Origin of the sequence: Haloferax marinum, from assembly GCF_009674625.1 — an archaeon.
In the GTDB taxonomy this organism is placed as follows: Archaea; Halobacteriota; Halobacteria; order Halobacteriales; family Haloferacaceae; genus Haloferax; species Haloferax marinum.
The window spans coordinates 2,381,168-2,396,180 of sequence record NZ_WKJQ01000001.1; the positions used below are offsets into that span (position 1 = coordinate 2,381,168).

The 15,013-nt window shown below is 52.8% G+C and carries 14 protein-coding genes; 7 read left to right on the forward strand and 7 right to left on the reverse strand.

Annotation, left to right across the window (positions count from 1 at the left end):
- Positions 1-4: 4 nt before the first annotated feature.
- The 7 genes from GJR99_RS11965 to GJR99_RS11995 form a co-directional block, all read right to left on the reverse strand.
- Positions 5-1,291 (reverse strand): RNA-guided endonuclease InsQ/TnpB family protein, encoded by a 1,287-nt coding sequence (locus tag GJR99_RS11965; protein WP_151112441.1) that lies wholly within the window; start codon positions 1,289-1,291, stop codon positions 5-7.
- A gap of 363 nt (positions 1,292-1,654) precedes the next feature.
- Positions 1,655-2,959 carry a UDP-glucose 6-dehydrogenase AglM gene (gene aglM / locus GJR99_RS11970; RefSeq protein ID WP_151112443.1) on the reverse strand — a complete coding sequence of 435 codons (1,305 nt, stop codon included), beginning with the start codon at positions 2,957-2,959 and terminating at the stop codon, positions 1,655-1,657.
- Positions 2,960-3,061: 102 nt separating this feature from the next.
- On the reverse strand, positions 3,062-3,793 hold the full coding sequence (aglF, locus tag GJR99_RS11975; protein ID WP_151112446.1) for a UTP--glucose-1-phosphate uridylyltransferase AglF: 732 nt from the start codon (positions 3,791-3,793) through the stop codon (positions 3,062-3,064).
- An 86-nt stretch (positions 3,794-3,879) separates the two neighbouring features.
- A complete protein-coding gene (locus tag GJR99_RS11980) occupies positions 3,880-4,380 on the reverse strand; it encodes a metal-dependent hydrolase (RefSeq protein ID WP_151112448.1) in 501 nt (166 codons plus the stop codon).
- Entirely contained in the window at positions 4,373-4,906 is a 534-nt protein-coding gene (locus GJR99_RS11985) for a hypothetical protein (RefSeq protein WP_225317629.1), read from the reverse strand. The genes GJR99_RS11980 and GJR99_RS11985 overlap by 8 nt, the downstream gene beginning before the upstream one ends.
- A 71-nt stretch (positions 4,907-4,977) precedes the next feature.
- Positions 4,978-6,777, reverse strand: coding sequence for a glutamine--fructose-6-phosphate transaminase (isomerizing) (glmS, locus tag GJR99_RS11990; protein ID WP_151112450.1), 1,800 nt, complete (start codon positions 6,775-6,777; stop codon positions 4,978-4,980).
- A 175-nt stretch (positions 6,778-6,952) separates the two neighbouring features.
- Positions 6,953-8,116 carry a sugar phosphate nucleotidyltransferase gene (locus GJR99_RS11995; RefSeq protein ID WP_151112452.1) on the reverse strand — a complete coding sequence of 388 codons (1,164 nt, stop codon included), beginning with the start codon at positions 8,114-8,116 and terminating at the stop codon, positions 6,953-6,955.
- Between the two features lie 263 nt (positions 8,117-8,379).
- Between GJR99_RS11995 and GJR99_RS12000 the strand changes: the two genes are divergently transcribed.
- The 7 genes from GJR99_RS12000 (at position 8,380) to GJR99_RS12030 (ending at position 15,005) form a co-directional block, all read left to right on the forward strand.
- The gene (locus GJR99_RS12000; RefSeq protein WP_151112454.1) at positions 8,380-8,967 is read left to right on the forward strand and encodes an acyltransferase; all 588 of its coding nucleotides are present in this window, start codon (positions 8,380-8,382) and stop codon (positions 8,965-8,967) included.
- Positions 8,964-10,040, forward strand: a complete 1,077-nt coding sequence (locus tag GJR99_RS12005) for a DegT/DnrJ/EryC1/StrS family aminotransferase (protein ID WP_151112456.1) — start codon at positions 8,964-8,966, stop codon at positions 10,038-10,040. Before GJR99_RS12000 ends, GJR99_RS12005 begins: the two co-directional genes overlap by 4 nt.
- Complete coding sequence (locus tag GJR99_RS12010) at positions 10,033-11,019, forward strand: Gfo/Idh/MocA family protein (protein WP_151112458.1); 987 nt, start codon at positions 10,033-10,035, stop codon at positions 11,017-11,019. The genes GJR99_RS12005 and GJR99_RS12010 overlap by 8 nt, the downstream gene beginning before the upstream one ends.
- Positions 11,016-12,389: a nucleotide sugar dehydrogenase gene (locus tag GJR99_RS12015; protein ID WP_151112460.1), complete on the forward strand. Its 1,374-nt coding sequence runs from the start codon at positions 11,016-11,018 to the stop codon at positions 12,387-12,389. Before GJR99_RS12010 ends, GJR99_RS12015 begins: the two co-directional genes overlap by 4 nt.
- Complete coding sequence (locus GJR99_RS12020; protein ID WP_151112462.1) at positions 12,382-13,425, forward strand: glycosyltransferase family 2 protein; 1,044 nt, start codon at positions 12,382-12,384, stop codon at positions 13,423-13,425. Before GJR99_RS12015 ends, GJR99_RS12020 begins: the two co-directional genes overlap by 8 nt.
- Positions 13,418-14,083 carry a polysaccharide deacetylase family protein gene (locus GJR99_RS12025; protein WP_225317630.1) on the forward strand — a complete coding sequence of 222 codons (666 nt, stop codon included), beginning with the start codon at positions 13,418-13,420 and terminating at the stop codon, positions 14,081-14,083. Before GJR99_RS12020 ends, GJR99_RS12025 begins: the two co-directional genes overlap by 8 nt.
- A 256-nt stretch (positions 14,084-14,339) precedes the next feature.
- Positions 14,340-15,005 (forward strand): PHP domain-containing protein, encoded by a 666-nt coding sequence (locus tag GJR99_RS12030; protein WP_225317664.1) that lies wholly within the window; start codon positions 14,340-14,342, stop codon positions 15,003-15,005.
- The last annotated feature ends 8 nt before the right edge of the window (positions 15,006-15,013 follow it).

Genomic DNA, 15,013 nt, shown 5'->3' on the forward strand with positions numbered 1-15,013 from the left:
CAAATCACTTCGCAGGCTTGTCAGTGGACTCCCCTTCTATCTCCGCGACGGAGAAGGCGTTGAACTCGCCGTTCAGGTTCAGCGTCCCTGACGCTAGCGCACACTGACTTGGTGCGCCTCCACTCGAAGACTTTTGCCCCGACTGGAGTTCTTTCACGAGGTTATGAGCGATGTTTTTGCTCGCATTGTAATCTGCATTCAGTTCGTATCTGCACTTCTGGCACACGAACTGGTGTTTTGACTGTCGATTCGACTTGTGTGTAAACCCACACTTCGAACAGCGTTGACTCGTGTATACTGGGTTGATCTGTCTAACCTCGACGTCCAAGACCTCTGCTTTGAACGTAACATACTGATACAGACGACGGAACGCCCATGCATGAAATCGCTTCATACCGCCCATCCGCTTACGAATGTCAGTTAGATTCTCGAACGCGATGTGGGTACAATCGTAAGTGGCGGCTTCTTCGAGAATTTGATTCGAGGTGCGGTGCAGCTCGTCCTGCATCCAGCGGTGTTCGCGGTTGCTCATCGACTGAATCGTCAAGTGTGCAGACCGCGTTCCGGTCTGATGCATTGAGCTACGAGTCTTCTCGAACTCGCGCTGACGATGGTTCATCTCGTCAGCGTTCCCGATGAACACACCCGTTGAGGTTACAGCGAGAGACCCGTCTACGTTCAGATCAACGCCAAGGACTGTTTGGTGCTTGGTATCGGTAGACTGAGCCATGGCCGACTCTATTTCGTCGGTAGCTCGCATCATTCTCGCGTGAAGATAGAACGATTCTGTAGACTTGTCGTACTGCAACGTGGACATGCGAAACTCGAAGTCTTCGTTCAGCAAGTACTTCCCAATGGGAGTGCCGTCTGGTTCTTTTGGGATTACATAGTCACACTCGACCCGACCGTTAACTGTGGCGAGCGAAACGTAATCTCGGTGGAACGTCGCAGAACGCTTGTCGTAAACGATACTCCACGCTCTGAAATGTGGCTGACTTGCCTTGTCACCTTTCTTGAGTCGCACAACACCGCTTTTCGTGGCCTCGATACCACGCTGAATTCCTTTCTGGACGAGATTTGCAACGAGCTCTGTTTCCTCACGAAGTGGTTGATAGAGTGCGCTGTGAGCGTCCAGGTATGAGGTTACGCAGTAGCCGTTTGGATGTCTCCACGCCCAGTCGGCTGTTCTATTAGCGCAGTGAAGGAATTGGTCTTTGGTTTGATGGAGGTCATCGCACCGCTCGGTGGGCACGTCGAGCTTCACTTTCACGGTGCGAATTATCCCGGCCACATCAGGGTTTGGCTCTGTTTCCGTATTTAAACATTCACATGAAAGTGTACCTTGAATTGATTTCCTCCTTCATAACAAGTGAATTGCGCCAAGGGCGGTAGCTGCTTCGATGGTGGTACGCAGATACAGTCCTAGCTTGGTGGGTGAATTCACTTGGGTGGTCTGAGTTGGGTATATGACACCTATGTGGGCATCAACTGGAAGGCGTCTGCAAAAGAGATAATAGACAGTGTCAACCGCGAACAGGACAAAGACACAGGGCCGCGTTAACTCAGGGACAAGGAGAACGGTACGAGGATCGAACACAATATTTCACCGACTGTGTTGTGTTAAATCCAGCCAAACAGAATTCTGGCTTCTTGACTACCAGGTAAGGCCTTCGTAGGTCATCGCCTCACGTGGTTCGATTACGCGACGGCCATCGACCACAACCTGCGTTTTCATTTCCTCGAACTCATCGTCGAGCACGGCGAATTCATCCCAATCTGTACAGACGACACACGCAGATGCATCGGCAAGTGCATCAGCCGCAGAGTCCGCATAGTCGATTTCGGGGAATCGTGCTTCCATGTTTTCAGCCGCGACGGGGTCGTACGCTGTAACGGATGCCCCGCGTTCACGCAGCCCTTCGATGACAGGAATCGCACGCGAGTTCCGAATGTCGTCGGTTCCAGGTTTGAATGCAAGTCCAAGAACGGCAACCTTCTGCCCACTCACGTCCGTGTGATCATCTAAGAGGGAGAGTAGACGTTCTGGCTGGGAGTCGTTTACTTCGACTGCTGCTTCGAGGACAGCTGGCGTGTAGCCCTGTTCTTTCGCCGCGTGAATGATCGCATTGGTGTCTTTGGGGAAGCAACTTCCTCCCCATCCAAGTCCACTCCGTAGGAATTGTTCTCCAATTCGATCATCGAGACCGATTGCCTCTGCAACCTCATACGCGTCGACACCGAACTCTTTGCAGACGTTTCCGATGTCGTTAATGAGCGAAACCTTCGTCGCCAAGAATCCGTTGTTGGCGTATTTAATCATCTCTGCTGTTCGGGTGTTCGTTTCGACGATGTGTGGGTCTGCGTCGGCGATGAGCGGCGTAAACACGTCGTGCATGTCTTCGAGTGTGCGTTCATTATCCGCACCAAGGACTACCTTTTCTGGGTGACGGAAGTCGTGAACTGCGGTCCCTTCGCGGAGGAACTCTGGGTTCATGCCTATTCCGAGCAATTCGCCTTCGGTTGTGCCACTTGCTTCTTCAATAATCGGTGTGATGACTTCCTCCGTCGTCCCCGGAACGACGGTACTCTTGACGACGACAGTGTGCCATCCTGATTTTTGGGCGAGTGTCTCACCAAGTTGTTTCGCACCGGCCTCCATTATGGAGAGGTCAATTCCACCATCGGACTTTTGTGGGGTAGGCAAGCAGAGGAACGTCACATCTGTATCGAGAACCGCGGAATAGTCCGTGGTCGCTCGAAGTCTGCCAGTTCCATCTTCCCCTGCATGCATTGCGATGAGTTCTGGTAGTCCATCTTCGTGAACAGGTGGTTCACCACGGTTGATTGCATCTACAATTCCGGTGTCGATGTCCACGTTGACGACGTTGTGGCCGAGGTCAGCAAAACAGGCTGCAATCGTTGTTCCCACATACCCACTCCCGATGACAGAGATATTCATTGCAACAATTGTCTAACGTAGGTCATATGAAATGCCCGAAGAAGATGGGACAAAACGTTCGACACGAGCCTCCAATGGAACCCGAATTCTGTTCAGTGCTGCTTACTTCGCTTCTGCAAGCGGTTCGTCACTGAGACGTTTTTCGGCCTCGTCTCTGTCTTCAGGGTACCCGATATCCAACCGCCAGCCATCAATACCAATTGCGTCGATTGTCCGTCCACTGTGGATAAGCAGGTCGATAGCTTCGCTTATTTCGTACTCATTACGATTCGACGGCTGCACGAGATGGCACGCGTGGAAAATCTCCGGGGAGAACGTATAGAAGCCAGTCATCACGAGGTTCGATGGCGGATCATCTGGCTTCTCAACGACGTCGGTGATCTCTCCATATTTGTTGGTATCACAGACTCCGTACCGGCTTGCTTCTTCCCAGGGGACTTCTTCGACGAGGAACGCTGCATCGGCGCGCTGTTCCTGTTGCCGATTAACGACGTCACTGAGATTAGCGTTGAAGATGTTGTCGCCAAGCATGAGCATGAAGTCGTCATTGATGTGCTCTTCGACGGTGAGGAGTGCATGGGCGAGTCCCTTCTGCTCTCGCTGGTGAGCATACGTGATTGGCATCCCCTGGAATTCGTCACCGTAGTGTTCGATGATTCGTTCTTTGAGGTAGCCGACAACGACGACGAGTTCGTCAGCACCGAGTTTGGCGAGTTGCTCGAAACAGTGTGTAAGGATTGGTTTGTCGTTGACCTCGACCATTCCCTTCGGTTTGTCTTCTGTGAGTGGGCGAAGACGAGTTCCTTTGCCTCCTGCTAAGACGACTGCTTTCATGTTAGCATCTGTGGAGTTATCTTGTATAGTTCTTGTTACCTATCTCACTTTCCGCACTGTGTGAGAGATCGGTTCTCGATCGCATTTCATGATTCATATGGCTCCCCTTGGTATCGGGTCACACCGTATACGAGGAGGGCAATTGTACCAAGGACGATTGCTGGTCCGACGTCCGTACTCAGGTACAGGCCCGGTGTTGGCGGGTAGATTCTCGTGAGTGGCCAGAGGAGTGGATACGATACTCCAGTGGGTTTCAGTAAGAACGCGTCTGCGATGAGGTGCGACGAAGCGCCTAGTGAAAGAAGGAAGAAGACCTGTTTTCGTTCCTTTGCGTGGACTAAGAGGACGCCAATGAGAACTGAGCAGATGACTGCACCAGTGGTGTGTAGACCGAACCAGTCGAATGGGACCCCGAGAAGTTGCTCGATTCGAGCGCTTGAGAGAACCAGCTCAGCCTTCGCCATATCTGGAATGAACGCACCGGCCATCGCCACCGTCACGTAGGGTTGTGTGATCCACTCGTAACGCCACGACGCAACCATGGCGAGGCTGTAAGCCAAGAGCGCGTGTGAAAGCAGATCAGGCATCGGGCTCCTCCGTCTCCTGGCTCCAGACACTGATGTTGCTCAACCTGAGAGGTGTTGAACGTGGCTCCAACGACCAACTCGCCCAATCGAGACGCCACGTTCGAACGAGTCTTCCGAGTACCCATACGCCGGCGACGAAGGAGACAGCGTACATGTACAGGTAGTTCGAGGGCGGAACTGTGTAGGCGTTCAAGGCGCGAATCGTGTGGTCTTCTTCGACGACACCGAACACTGCGAGTCTGTCTCCTTGCTGTGCGTCGACGTCCGCGCCGACAACTTGGAGAGTGACGTGCTCACCAGCCCTGTACTCGTCGGTGATCGTGACCGGATCAGTCTCAACAACCGTCCCGGCGAGGCTGGCTTGCTCACCTACCCATGCATCGTACTCTGTCCCCATCTCGGTCGAACTTGGATACGCACCCACTGCAGGATTCGGTGCAAGTGACCCGAACCACATTATAAGTCCCAGTAGACACCCCAGTAGGACGATGATGCCAATGAGGCGTCGAACTGGTGTCTGTTGCATTACTCGCCAGTACCTAACTTGGGTGAATAAACGTTCCCGAAAACGAACCGATTCAACAGTACCGACGTCAGTTATTCGACCGTCACGGACTTCGCGAGGTTCCTTGGTTTGTCGATGGGGCGACCCATCTCGTTCGCAACGTGGTAGGCGAATAACTGCGTCGCGATATTGGCGACGAGTGGTTCGAGTCGCCCGAGGTTCGGAATCTCGATTGTGTGCTTGCAGAAGGACCCCGAGTTGCCCTTTGTGGTGAGCCCGATGACTGGTGCGCCACGTGACTCGACTTCTTTGACGTTGTTGAACGTCTCTTTGGGCGACGCACTCTCGTTGAGGAAGGCGAGTACAGGCGTGTTCTCGGTGACGAGCGCGAGTGGGCCGTGCTTGAGTTCGCCAGCAGCGAAGCCCTCCGCGTGGGTATAGGAAATCTCCTTGAGCTTGAGTGCACTCTCAAGGGCAACAGGCTGTGCAAGTCCACGTCCAATGAAGAAGAATGCGTCACTGTCAACGTACTGCTCTGCGAGACATTTGATCTCGGGTTCGGCGTCGAGGACTGATTGGACGGCGTTCGGGAGACGGCGGATGTTCTTGAGAATGTCTGCACCATCGCCTGCGGAGAGTGTGCCACGGGTTCGGCCGAGATAGGTCGCGAACAGCGTGAGTGCCGTCACCTGCGAGACGAAGGTCTTCGTCGCTGCAACACCGATTTCGGGGCCGGCTTTGATGAACAGCGAATCGTCGACTTCGCGGGTGATGGTGCTTCCAACCGTGTTGGTTACGGCGAACGTCGTCATCCCAGGTGCCTTTGCACGACGGATTGCAGAGAGCGTGTCTGCCGTTTCACCGCTTTGTGTGACTGCGACGACGAGGGTGTTTTGGGTATCGTGACCGTCGTACACTTCGTACTCGCTCGCGATGTCGACACGGACGGTGACGTCGATGAGCGGTTCGATGAGTTCTTTCGCGTACAAGCCTGCGTGATAGGAGGTTCCGCAGGCGACGATTTGTATTTCGTCGATGTCTCGGAGGAACTCGTCGTCGAGTTCGATGTTGAGCGACGCATTCCCTGAGAGTTCGTCGATGCGACCGGAGATTGCTTGTCGGAGTGCGTATGGTTGCTCGTGGATCTCCTTGTGCATGTAGTGGTTGTGACCGGCTTTTCCGGCTGCCGACGCATCCCAGTCGACCGTCTGGATTTCGCGTTCGACGCGCTCGCCGTCATTGAAGATGGAGATGCCGTCAGCACTCAGGTGGGCAACGTCTCCGTCTTCGAGGTACGACACCCGGCGTGTGTATTCGACAAATGCGGTCACGTCGCTTCCGAGGTACATCCCATCTTCACCGTGACCGATGACGAGTGGGCTGTCTTGGCGTGCTGCGACGATACCCTCGTTATCGACGTGAGTTGCCGCGATTGCGAAGCTGCCTTCGAGTTTGTCGAGGACGCGCGTGACCGCTGCGCGAAGGTCTGCGCCACGGGCGATTTCTTCTTCGATGAGGTGTGGAATGACTTCGGTGTCCGTCTCGCTCTCGAAGATGTGGCCACTGAGTTCCTCTTTTAACTCTGTATAGTTCGAGATAATACCGTTGTGGACGACTGCAACGTCTTCACGACAGTCTGTGTGTGGATGAGCGTTCTCGTCGGTCGGCTCACCGTGAGTCGACCACCGTGTATGGCCGATTCCGTGAGACGCCTCAGTCCCGGTTGGAATCGTCAATCCGTCGATCGTCCCCTCTTGTTTGTGTACGTCCACCTGGTCACCGACCAGCGCAATTCCTGCCGAATCGTACCCGCGGTACTCTAGGTTCTTCAATCCTGTAGAGAGAATGGATGCGCTTTCTCCCCTGCCAATGTATCCCGTTATTCCGCACATAGTAGTGTAGGCTCCCTCATGACTGCTTCCGATGGTACATACCACTTGGTCTGCAGATACTAGAAATAAAGAATAGGGGTATTTAGTGTTATTGCACCGACTAATTTAGACGTGAATATTCATTTGCGAATTATAAGATGAGTGTTATAACGTAGATATGGATGTACCACCTGTTTCAGCCTCGGAAGACGTGTGCATCTCCCGGAACTCGACCGGAGAGTGTCGACCCGCTCTCGACGTGGACGCCATTGCCGATGATAGTTCCCGCTTCGACCGTCACGTTCCCACCGATTGTGACGTTGTCTCCGATGAAGCCGCCAAATTTGATGTCCGTGTACAGTTCGTCGTCGACTCGAACGTCAGTTCGGCCCCCCTCGATTGAATTCAGCGGTCCAATTTCTGAGCCCGCACCGACAATGCAATCGGTGATGACTGCCCCCGGTTTGACGATTGTGTCTTCGAGGATGACCGCATTGGTGACGACGGCGTTCGCACCGATGGTGACGTTGTCTCCGATGACTACGTCGTGGAAGAGACGTGCGCCAGGTTGGATATGTGAGTGGTCACCGACGACGACGGGGGTACCGAGTGTTGCGTCTTCGCTAATACTTGCAGAATCGGCGACCGCCGAACTCGTTCCTGACAACACTCCATCGTTAACCGAAAGGAGGTCCCACGGACGAGAGAGCTCGAGCCACATCCCATCATAGTGGACGGCGTGGAGTGCGTGATTTTGAATGTACTCCCTGAGTGTGTCGGTGAGTTTGAGTTCGCCGTAATGGTCGGTTTGGCGAATGGCCGAGAAGATTTCTGGGCCGAAGGCGTAGACGCCTGCGTTGACGAGGCTCGATGTGACTTCGTGAGGTTCTGGTTTTTCTTGGATATCGACGACTCGGCGTGCTTTGACTGCAACTGCACCGTAGGCGGTCGGGTCGTCGACCTCGGTGATTGCCATGCACGCTTCGTTCGTCGACCGATAGCGGTGGATAAGCTCCTCAAGGAGTTCTGGTTCGACGATTCGGTCGCCGTTGATTACGAGGCAATCGCCACCGATGTTGTGTTCCGCTTCAAGGAGAGCGTCTCCCGTGCCACGGGGATTCTCTTGGACGACGTATTCGATATCGACGCCCCAGTCGTCGCCGTTTTGAAAGTGGCTTTGGACTCGTTCGCGTTTGTGGCCGACGACAAGGACGACCTCGTCGATTCCGGCTGCTTCTATGGAGTTGATGATGTGCGCTAAGAGCGGTTTGTCACCGATTGGAAGCATTCCCTTCGGTCGTGCTTTTGTGAGTGGATGGAGACGGGTCCCTTCACCGGCAGCGAGGACGATGGCTTTCATTTTCGTGTTCCTCTTCCCTGGGAAGGTACAGTCATTTCCAAGTTTCTCCGCTGAACTGTTCTGGGCTCTGTTGGTGCTGCCACGTTATTCTGACTTGCCGGTTGTACCATGATGTATTTTTGCATGCTCAGTGGACATTTACACGAATGGAGTGTGATTAGCGGTGATGTCTGAATGAGACGATATTCTTTTTACAGATGATGTATAGGTTCGAGATAACGTGAACCGTTCTAGAATCAAGAAATTCAGCACTACGTAATAGGATGGCGAGTTCAGTTTCTCTTGGGGAAGGGTGTGACATCGCGTCTGGCGCGACAGTTGGCCATTGGTACGACTCGGATACTCAACCTCCCGTAATCGGTGACGAGGCAACGATTCGCACAGGCACGATTGTGTACGACGACGTCGCAATCGGCAACCGATTCAACACCGGACACAACGCCGTCATTCGGGAGCTCACAGAGATCGGGGACGACGTCTTGGTCGGTACGAATACCGTGATTGACGGCCGGACCTCGATCGGGTCGGGTGTGAGTTTACAGACGGGCGTGTACATCCCGTCTCACACGACGATTGGAGATGACGTGTTTATCGGCCCTCATGCCGTCCTCACGAACGACCCGTTACCGATACGAGCAGATGTCGACCTCGTCGGACCGACAATCGAAGATAACGTCTCGATTGGCGGGAATGCGACGATTCTTCCTGATGTCACGATTGGAGAGGGCTCGTTCGTCGCAGCTGGGGCAGTTGTGACGACCGACGTTCCACCGAACACCCTAGCAATCGGTGTGCCTGCGGTGCACAAACAACTGCCACCAGAATTAGACACCCCTAATCAAATCCGATGATTCCAATTGCAAACCCCGAGATGGGACAAGCCGAAAAGGACCGTGTTGTCGAGGTGATGGACAGTGGGATGCTCGCTGACGGCCCCGAAGTTCGTTCCTTCGAAGACGAATTCGCGTCGTACTGCGGTACCGAACATGCTGTCGCGACATCGAACGGGACGACCGCACTCCATGCTGCTCTCAAAGCAGTTGGAATTGGGGCAGGGGACCGAGTTCTCACAACACCGTTCTCGTTTATCGCCACAGCGAACGCGATTCGTCTCACGGGGGCAGATCCTGTCTTTGCAGATGTCGATGCTGCAACGTATAATCTCGATCCAGAAGTTGTCGAGGAAGTCCTTCGTGAACAGGGGGACGAAATTGATGCCATTCTGGCTGTCCACCTCTACGGACTACCATGCGACCTAACGCGATTGTCTGAATTAGCTTTGGAGTACGACATCCCACTCATCGAAGACGCTGCTCAAGCACACGGTGCGACGTTCGAGGGTGACAAAGTCGGGTCGTTCGGAGACGCTGCCTGTTTCTCGTTCTACCCTACGAAGAATATGACAACTGGAGAGGGCGGAATGATTACGACCAGCAACGACGAAGTCGACGACAAGGCCCAGCGATTCATCAACCACGGCCGTACGGCAAAGTATGGCCACTCCGAAGTCGGCCACAACTTCCGCATGACCAGTATGAGTGCGGCAATCGGCCGCGTACAACTTGAACGACTCCCTGAATATATTGAGGCTCGTCGAGCAAACGCCGAGACACTCACAGAAGGGCTGTCGTCTACGTCTCTCACACTCCCATTCGAACCAGAGGACCGGACTCACGTCTATCACCAGTATACGATTCGGACTGAGGACCGGGACGACCTTCGGTCGTATCTCGAAGACCACGACGTTGGTTCGGGTGTCTACTATCCGACTTGCATGCACGAACAACCCGTCTACGACGACATCGACCACGACGCACCGGTCGGTGAACAGGTTGCAAGTGAGGTGCTCTCACTCCCCGTTCATCCCACACTCTCCGAGGGTAATCTCGACCACATCATCGAGGTGATTCAAGACTATGAGTAACAACGATACCCCACTCAACGTTGGAGTAATTGGTGTTGGTTCAATGGGCCGACATCACGCACGTGTGTACAGTGAACTCCCAAGTGCTACTCTCGTCGGTGTCTCCGACGTCGACACAGAACAAGCACGGGAAGTCGCACAAAAACACGGAACAGAAGCGCTTCCGATGGACGACCTGCTCGACCGGGTTGACGCCGTCTCAGTCGTCGTTCCAACGCAGTATCACCTCGACACAGCAAAGCAGTGCCTGTCTGCAGGTGTTGCGCCGTTGATCGAAAAACCGGTTGTGGAAAACCAACGACAGGGTGAGGAACTACTCTCGCTTCGAGATACGGTTGGACTTCCAGTGCAGGTCGGCCACATCGAACGCTTCAATCCGGCAATTCAGGCACTGACCGACGTGCTCTCCGGGTTGAACGTCTTGAGTATCAAAACCGAACGCCTCGGCCCACCGCCGAGACGAGAGATCGACGACAGCGCTGTCCTGGACCTGATGATTCACGACCTGGACATCGTCCTCTCACTCGACGATAGCGACGTCGAAGAAGTCCACAGTGCTGGCGTTCGAGAGAACCGACACGCGACTGCGACGCTCCAGTTCGAATCAGGTACGATCGCGAATCTGACTGCGAGCCGGCTTACTCAACGAAAAGTCAGACGGTTGGTCGTAACTGCGGAAGAGTGTCTCGTTGAGGTCGACTACATGGACCAATCTATTGAGATTCATCGCCGATCGGTTCCGGAATATATCGAGAACGGTGGTGACATCAAATACCGTCACGAGAGCATCATCGAACGGCCAACCGTCAATCATGGCGAACCACTGAAGAACGAACTCGAATCGTTCATCGGGGCCGTTGCAAACGGTTCGGAACCTGTGGTCACGGTCGAAGATGGGCTCAACGCGCTGGAACTCGCCCAGACCATCGACGAAAACGACGCGCCCGAACACAAGAAAACAATCAACCCGATACAATGAGTACGAAATTAGCCGACAAACTGTACGGTTCTGAACGGCCAGAACCTGTGCAGCGCGAGGCCCTCACCAATGGTCAAATTCCTGTGGCTGTGTATGGGCTCGGAAAGATGGGGCTTCCGCTTGCGTCTGTATATGCTGAGACGACTGGAAACGTCACCGGAGCGGATGTCGACCCCGATGTCGTCGAGACGATCAACAGCGGTGGATGCCATGTGAAGCGTGAACCTGGACTCGATGCTTTCGTTTCAGAACTCGTGGCTGATGAATCACTCACTGCGACGCCGGAGCCACGAGACGCTGCAGCACGAGCGAACGTGCACGTGGTAATCGTCCCAACCCCGATCACCGACGAACACGAACCGGACCTTGCCATTCTCGACGCCGTTGTCGAGGATATCGCAACTGGACTGTCACGTGGAGACCTCGTCATCATCGAATGTACGGTCCCACCACAAACCACAGCACACCGAGTTCGCTCCACACTCGAATCGAAATCCGGTCTCGAACTCGGTGAGTTCGGCCTCGCGTTCTGTCCGGAACGAACTTCGAGTGGGCGAGCGTTAGAAGATATTCGAGGCGCGTATCCGAAAGTCGTCGGTGGGGCTGACAACGAAAGCACACGCGCAGCGACCCTCATTTACGAAGAGATCAATTCGAAAGGAGTGCTCCCGGTCTCGGATACGACCACCGCCGAGGCAGTGAAAGTCTTCGAAGGCCTGTACCGAGACGTCAACATCGCGCTCGCGAACGAGCTCGCGACGATGACTGACGAACTCGGTATCGATGTCAACGAAGCCATCGAGGTTGCGAATACGCAGCCGTTCTGTAATATTCACGACCCTGGCCCAGGTGTCGGCGGTCACTGCATTCCGTTCTATCCGTACTTCGTCATCGAACCGTTCGAGACGGAAACACCGCTCATTGAGACAGCACGCGCTGTAAACGACTCGATGCCACAGTTCGCTATCGACAAGCTTAGAGAGGAGTTCGACGCTGAGGGCATGGCGTTCGAAGACTCGTCGATTCTTCTGCTTGGTCTCACTTATCGCCCCGGTGTCGAAGAGATTCGCGCCTCTCCTTCGTTGGATATCGCTGCTATCGGTTCGGAGTGGGGTGCGGACATGTACGGTGTGGACCCGATGCTAGACGATACGTCTGCATTTGACCTCACACAACTGGACCTCGAGGATATCTACGAACAGTCGTTCGATGCAGTCGTGATGGTGACGCACCACGACGACTTCGACGACATCCGGTGGGACGAGATTTCTCGCTCGGAGGGGCAACTCGTCGTAATCGATGGTCGTGATACCCTCGACTTAGACGGGAGTGACCACCGTGTCTACACGATTGGAGGTGGATATGTATAGAGAACATACGATAGGAGTCGTCATCCCTGCGTACAACGAAGAGGGGTTCGTGGGGGAAGTCATCGACACGATGCCCCACTACGTCGACCGGATGTACGTCATTGACGACTGTTCGACCGACGGCACGTGGGATGAAATCCAAGAGCACGCAGCGGAAGTCAACAGACCGCTCGACGACGAAGAGACGTTCAAGTTCCGTGAGGATTCGGTAGAAGCGCTCACTGATGGAGGGGCTGCGTTCGACAATCGGGTCGTGCCGATCCAACACGAAGAGAATCGCGGTGTCGGCGGTGCTCTGAAAACGGGCTATCTACGGGCACTTGAAGACGAGATAGACATCACCGCAGTTATGGGTGGCGACGGGCAGATGGACCCCGATATTCTGGATCGGTTCTTAGACCCAATCGTGGAGGACGATGCAGACTACACGAAGGGGAACCGTCTTCTGTACAAAGATTACCGTGAGGGAATGTCGAAATGGCGGTTCTTCGGGAACTCGATTCTGACATTCCTCACGAAGATCGCCAGTGGGTACTGGAAGATGATGGACCCACAGAACGGCTACACGGCGATTTCCTACTACGCTCTCGACAACGTGGGAATTGAGGATATGTACGAGTACTACGGGTACTGCAACGACCTCCTCGTGAAACTGAATGCGAAGGGCATGAAGATTGCTGACGTCGCGATGCCAGCGGTTTACGGTGACGAGGAGTCAAGTATCAAGTACTCGTCGTACATTCGGAAGGTCTCGCGGATGTTGCTGGGTAATTTCCTCTGGCGGTTGAAAATGAAGTACCTAGTATTGGATTTCCATCCGCTTGCGATATTTTACGTGTTCGGTGCAATGACCACATTTGTTAGCCTCCTCGGCCTTGGTTGGTCGATTTATTCAAAAATTGCCTGGAATAACTCTCTCTTCGTTCGTGGTTCTCTCAGCCTGATGCTCTTTATGACTGGGAGTTTGTTCCTGATGTTCGCGATGTTATTCGATATGCAGGTGAACGAAAGCAAGGAGGTTCAGATCCATGACTGACGAGAACAAGCTCGCTGTCTCTGTTGACGTCGAAGATTGGTACCACGTTCCGGCAGTAACGGGGTCTTCTTTTTCGGAATACAGTGATGTTCACGAGTTCTTCAACAAATGGGATAAAGAGTACGACTACCTGACTAAACCAACTCACAGGACTCTTGACCTTTTTGAAGAACTTGGAATTAAGGCGACGTTCTTTGTTGTTGCAGACGTTATTGATAATTATCCTGGTTTAGTAGAGGAAATTGCTAATCGAGGTCACGAAATTGGCTGCCATGGTTTGCATCACGAGTGTGCAATTGATCCTGATACGAAAGAGCCACGTTTCACAAAAGAAGAATATCGCGACCAGATATCAATAGCGAAGCAGAAGCTCGAGGATGCAACTGGAGAAGACGTCATCGGTTTTCGGGCACCTAACGCTTACGTGAGTGGATGGGTACTTGACATCATTGAAGATCTCGGATTCAAATACGACTCATCCGTAGCACGAAACTCATTATATAATAAGACTGACCAATCATTAGACTGTATTGAAACAGAACCATACACACCAAAAAGTGGATCACTTGACCCAGGTGGAAATAGAGAACTTGTCGAATTCCCATGGCCATATTTTGACTCAATAATTGGGAAAGTGCCTACTGCGGGGGGCCATTGATAAGATTGTTTGGCCGCCGAATTGTCGAGGCAGGAGTTACTCAAAGTCTTTCGCGTGGTAATTCCGTATTCTATTTCCACCCTGTTGATATCGCACGTCAGACATTTCCAAAGGTGGGTAACATTAAACGTCGACCTGCATATTGGATGTTTAAAGGAAAGCGCGCGGAGAAGCGGATCAGAACATTGCTAAAAAATATGAATAACGTAGAATTGACTACCTGTCGAAAAGTCCATCAGGAGGTGGTTGATCAATGATGTGTGATCTCCATATTCATTCGAAATATTCCTTTGATTCCTTGATGAGTCCTTCTCTAATTACCCGTGTGGCAAAAATCCGAGGGCTATCTGTAATCTCAATCACTGACCACGGAAATATGAGGATCTATAATAATGAATTTTCTGACCAAAACCGCAAAGAAATTTTTGAACAGCACGGGATATACATAATAAAAGGAATGGAAATTAAAACTAACTACGGAGATATTATTGGTTTGTTTTTGGAATCTGAGATTTCATCAACAGAGTTTGACGATGTTATTTCTGAGATTCGGAGCCAGAATGGGGTCGCTGTATTACCCCATCCATTCCATAGGAAAGTTAATCCAAAAGAGTTGTTACCAAAAGTTGACCTTGTTGAAACTGTTAATGGCCGTTGTAATCCTGAGCAAAATATGAAAGCGAGGTCGTTGGCAGAACAAACTAGCACGCCCGTTCTTGGAGGGAGCGATGCGCATATCTATTGGGAGATTGGTCGGGTTCGTTCTAACTTCTCTCAGAATTCAGACAATCTATCATTTTCACCAGACAGTGATTCATGGATAGTTAATAATCAACGCACAGTTGAGGGATCTCCTCTCCCATACCTTCTGACACATGGAGTAAGTTTCATCAGTGGTCGAATAAAAAGGATATTAAGGTGAAATAATTA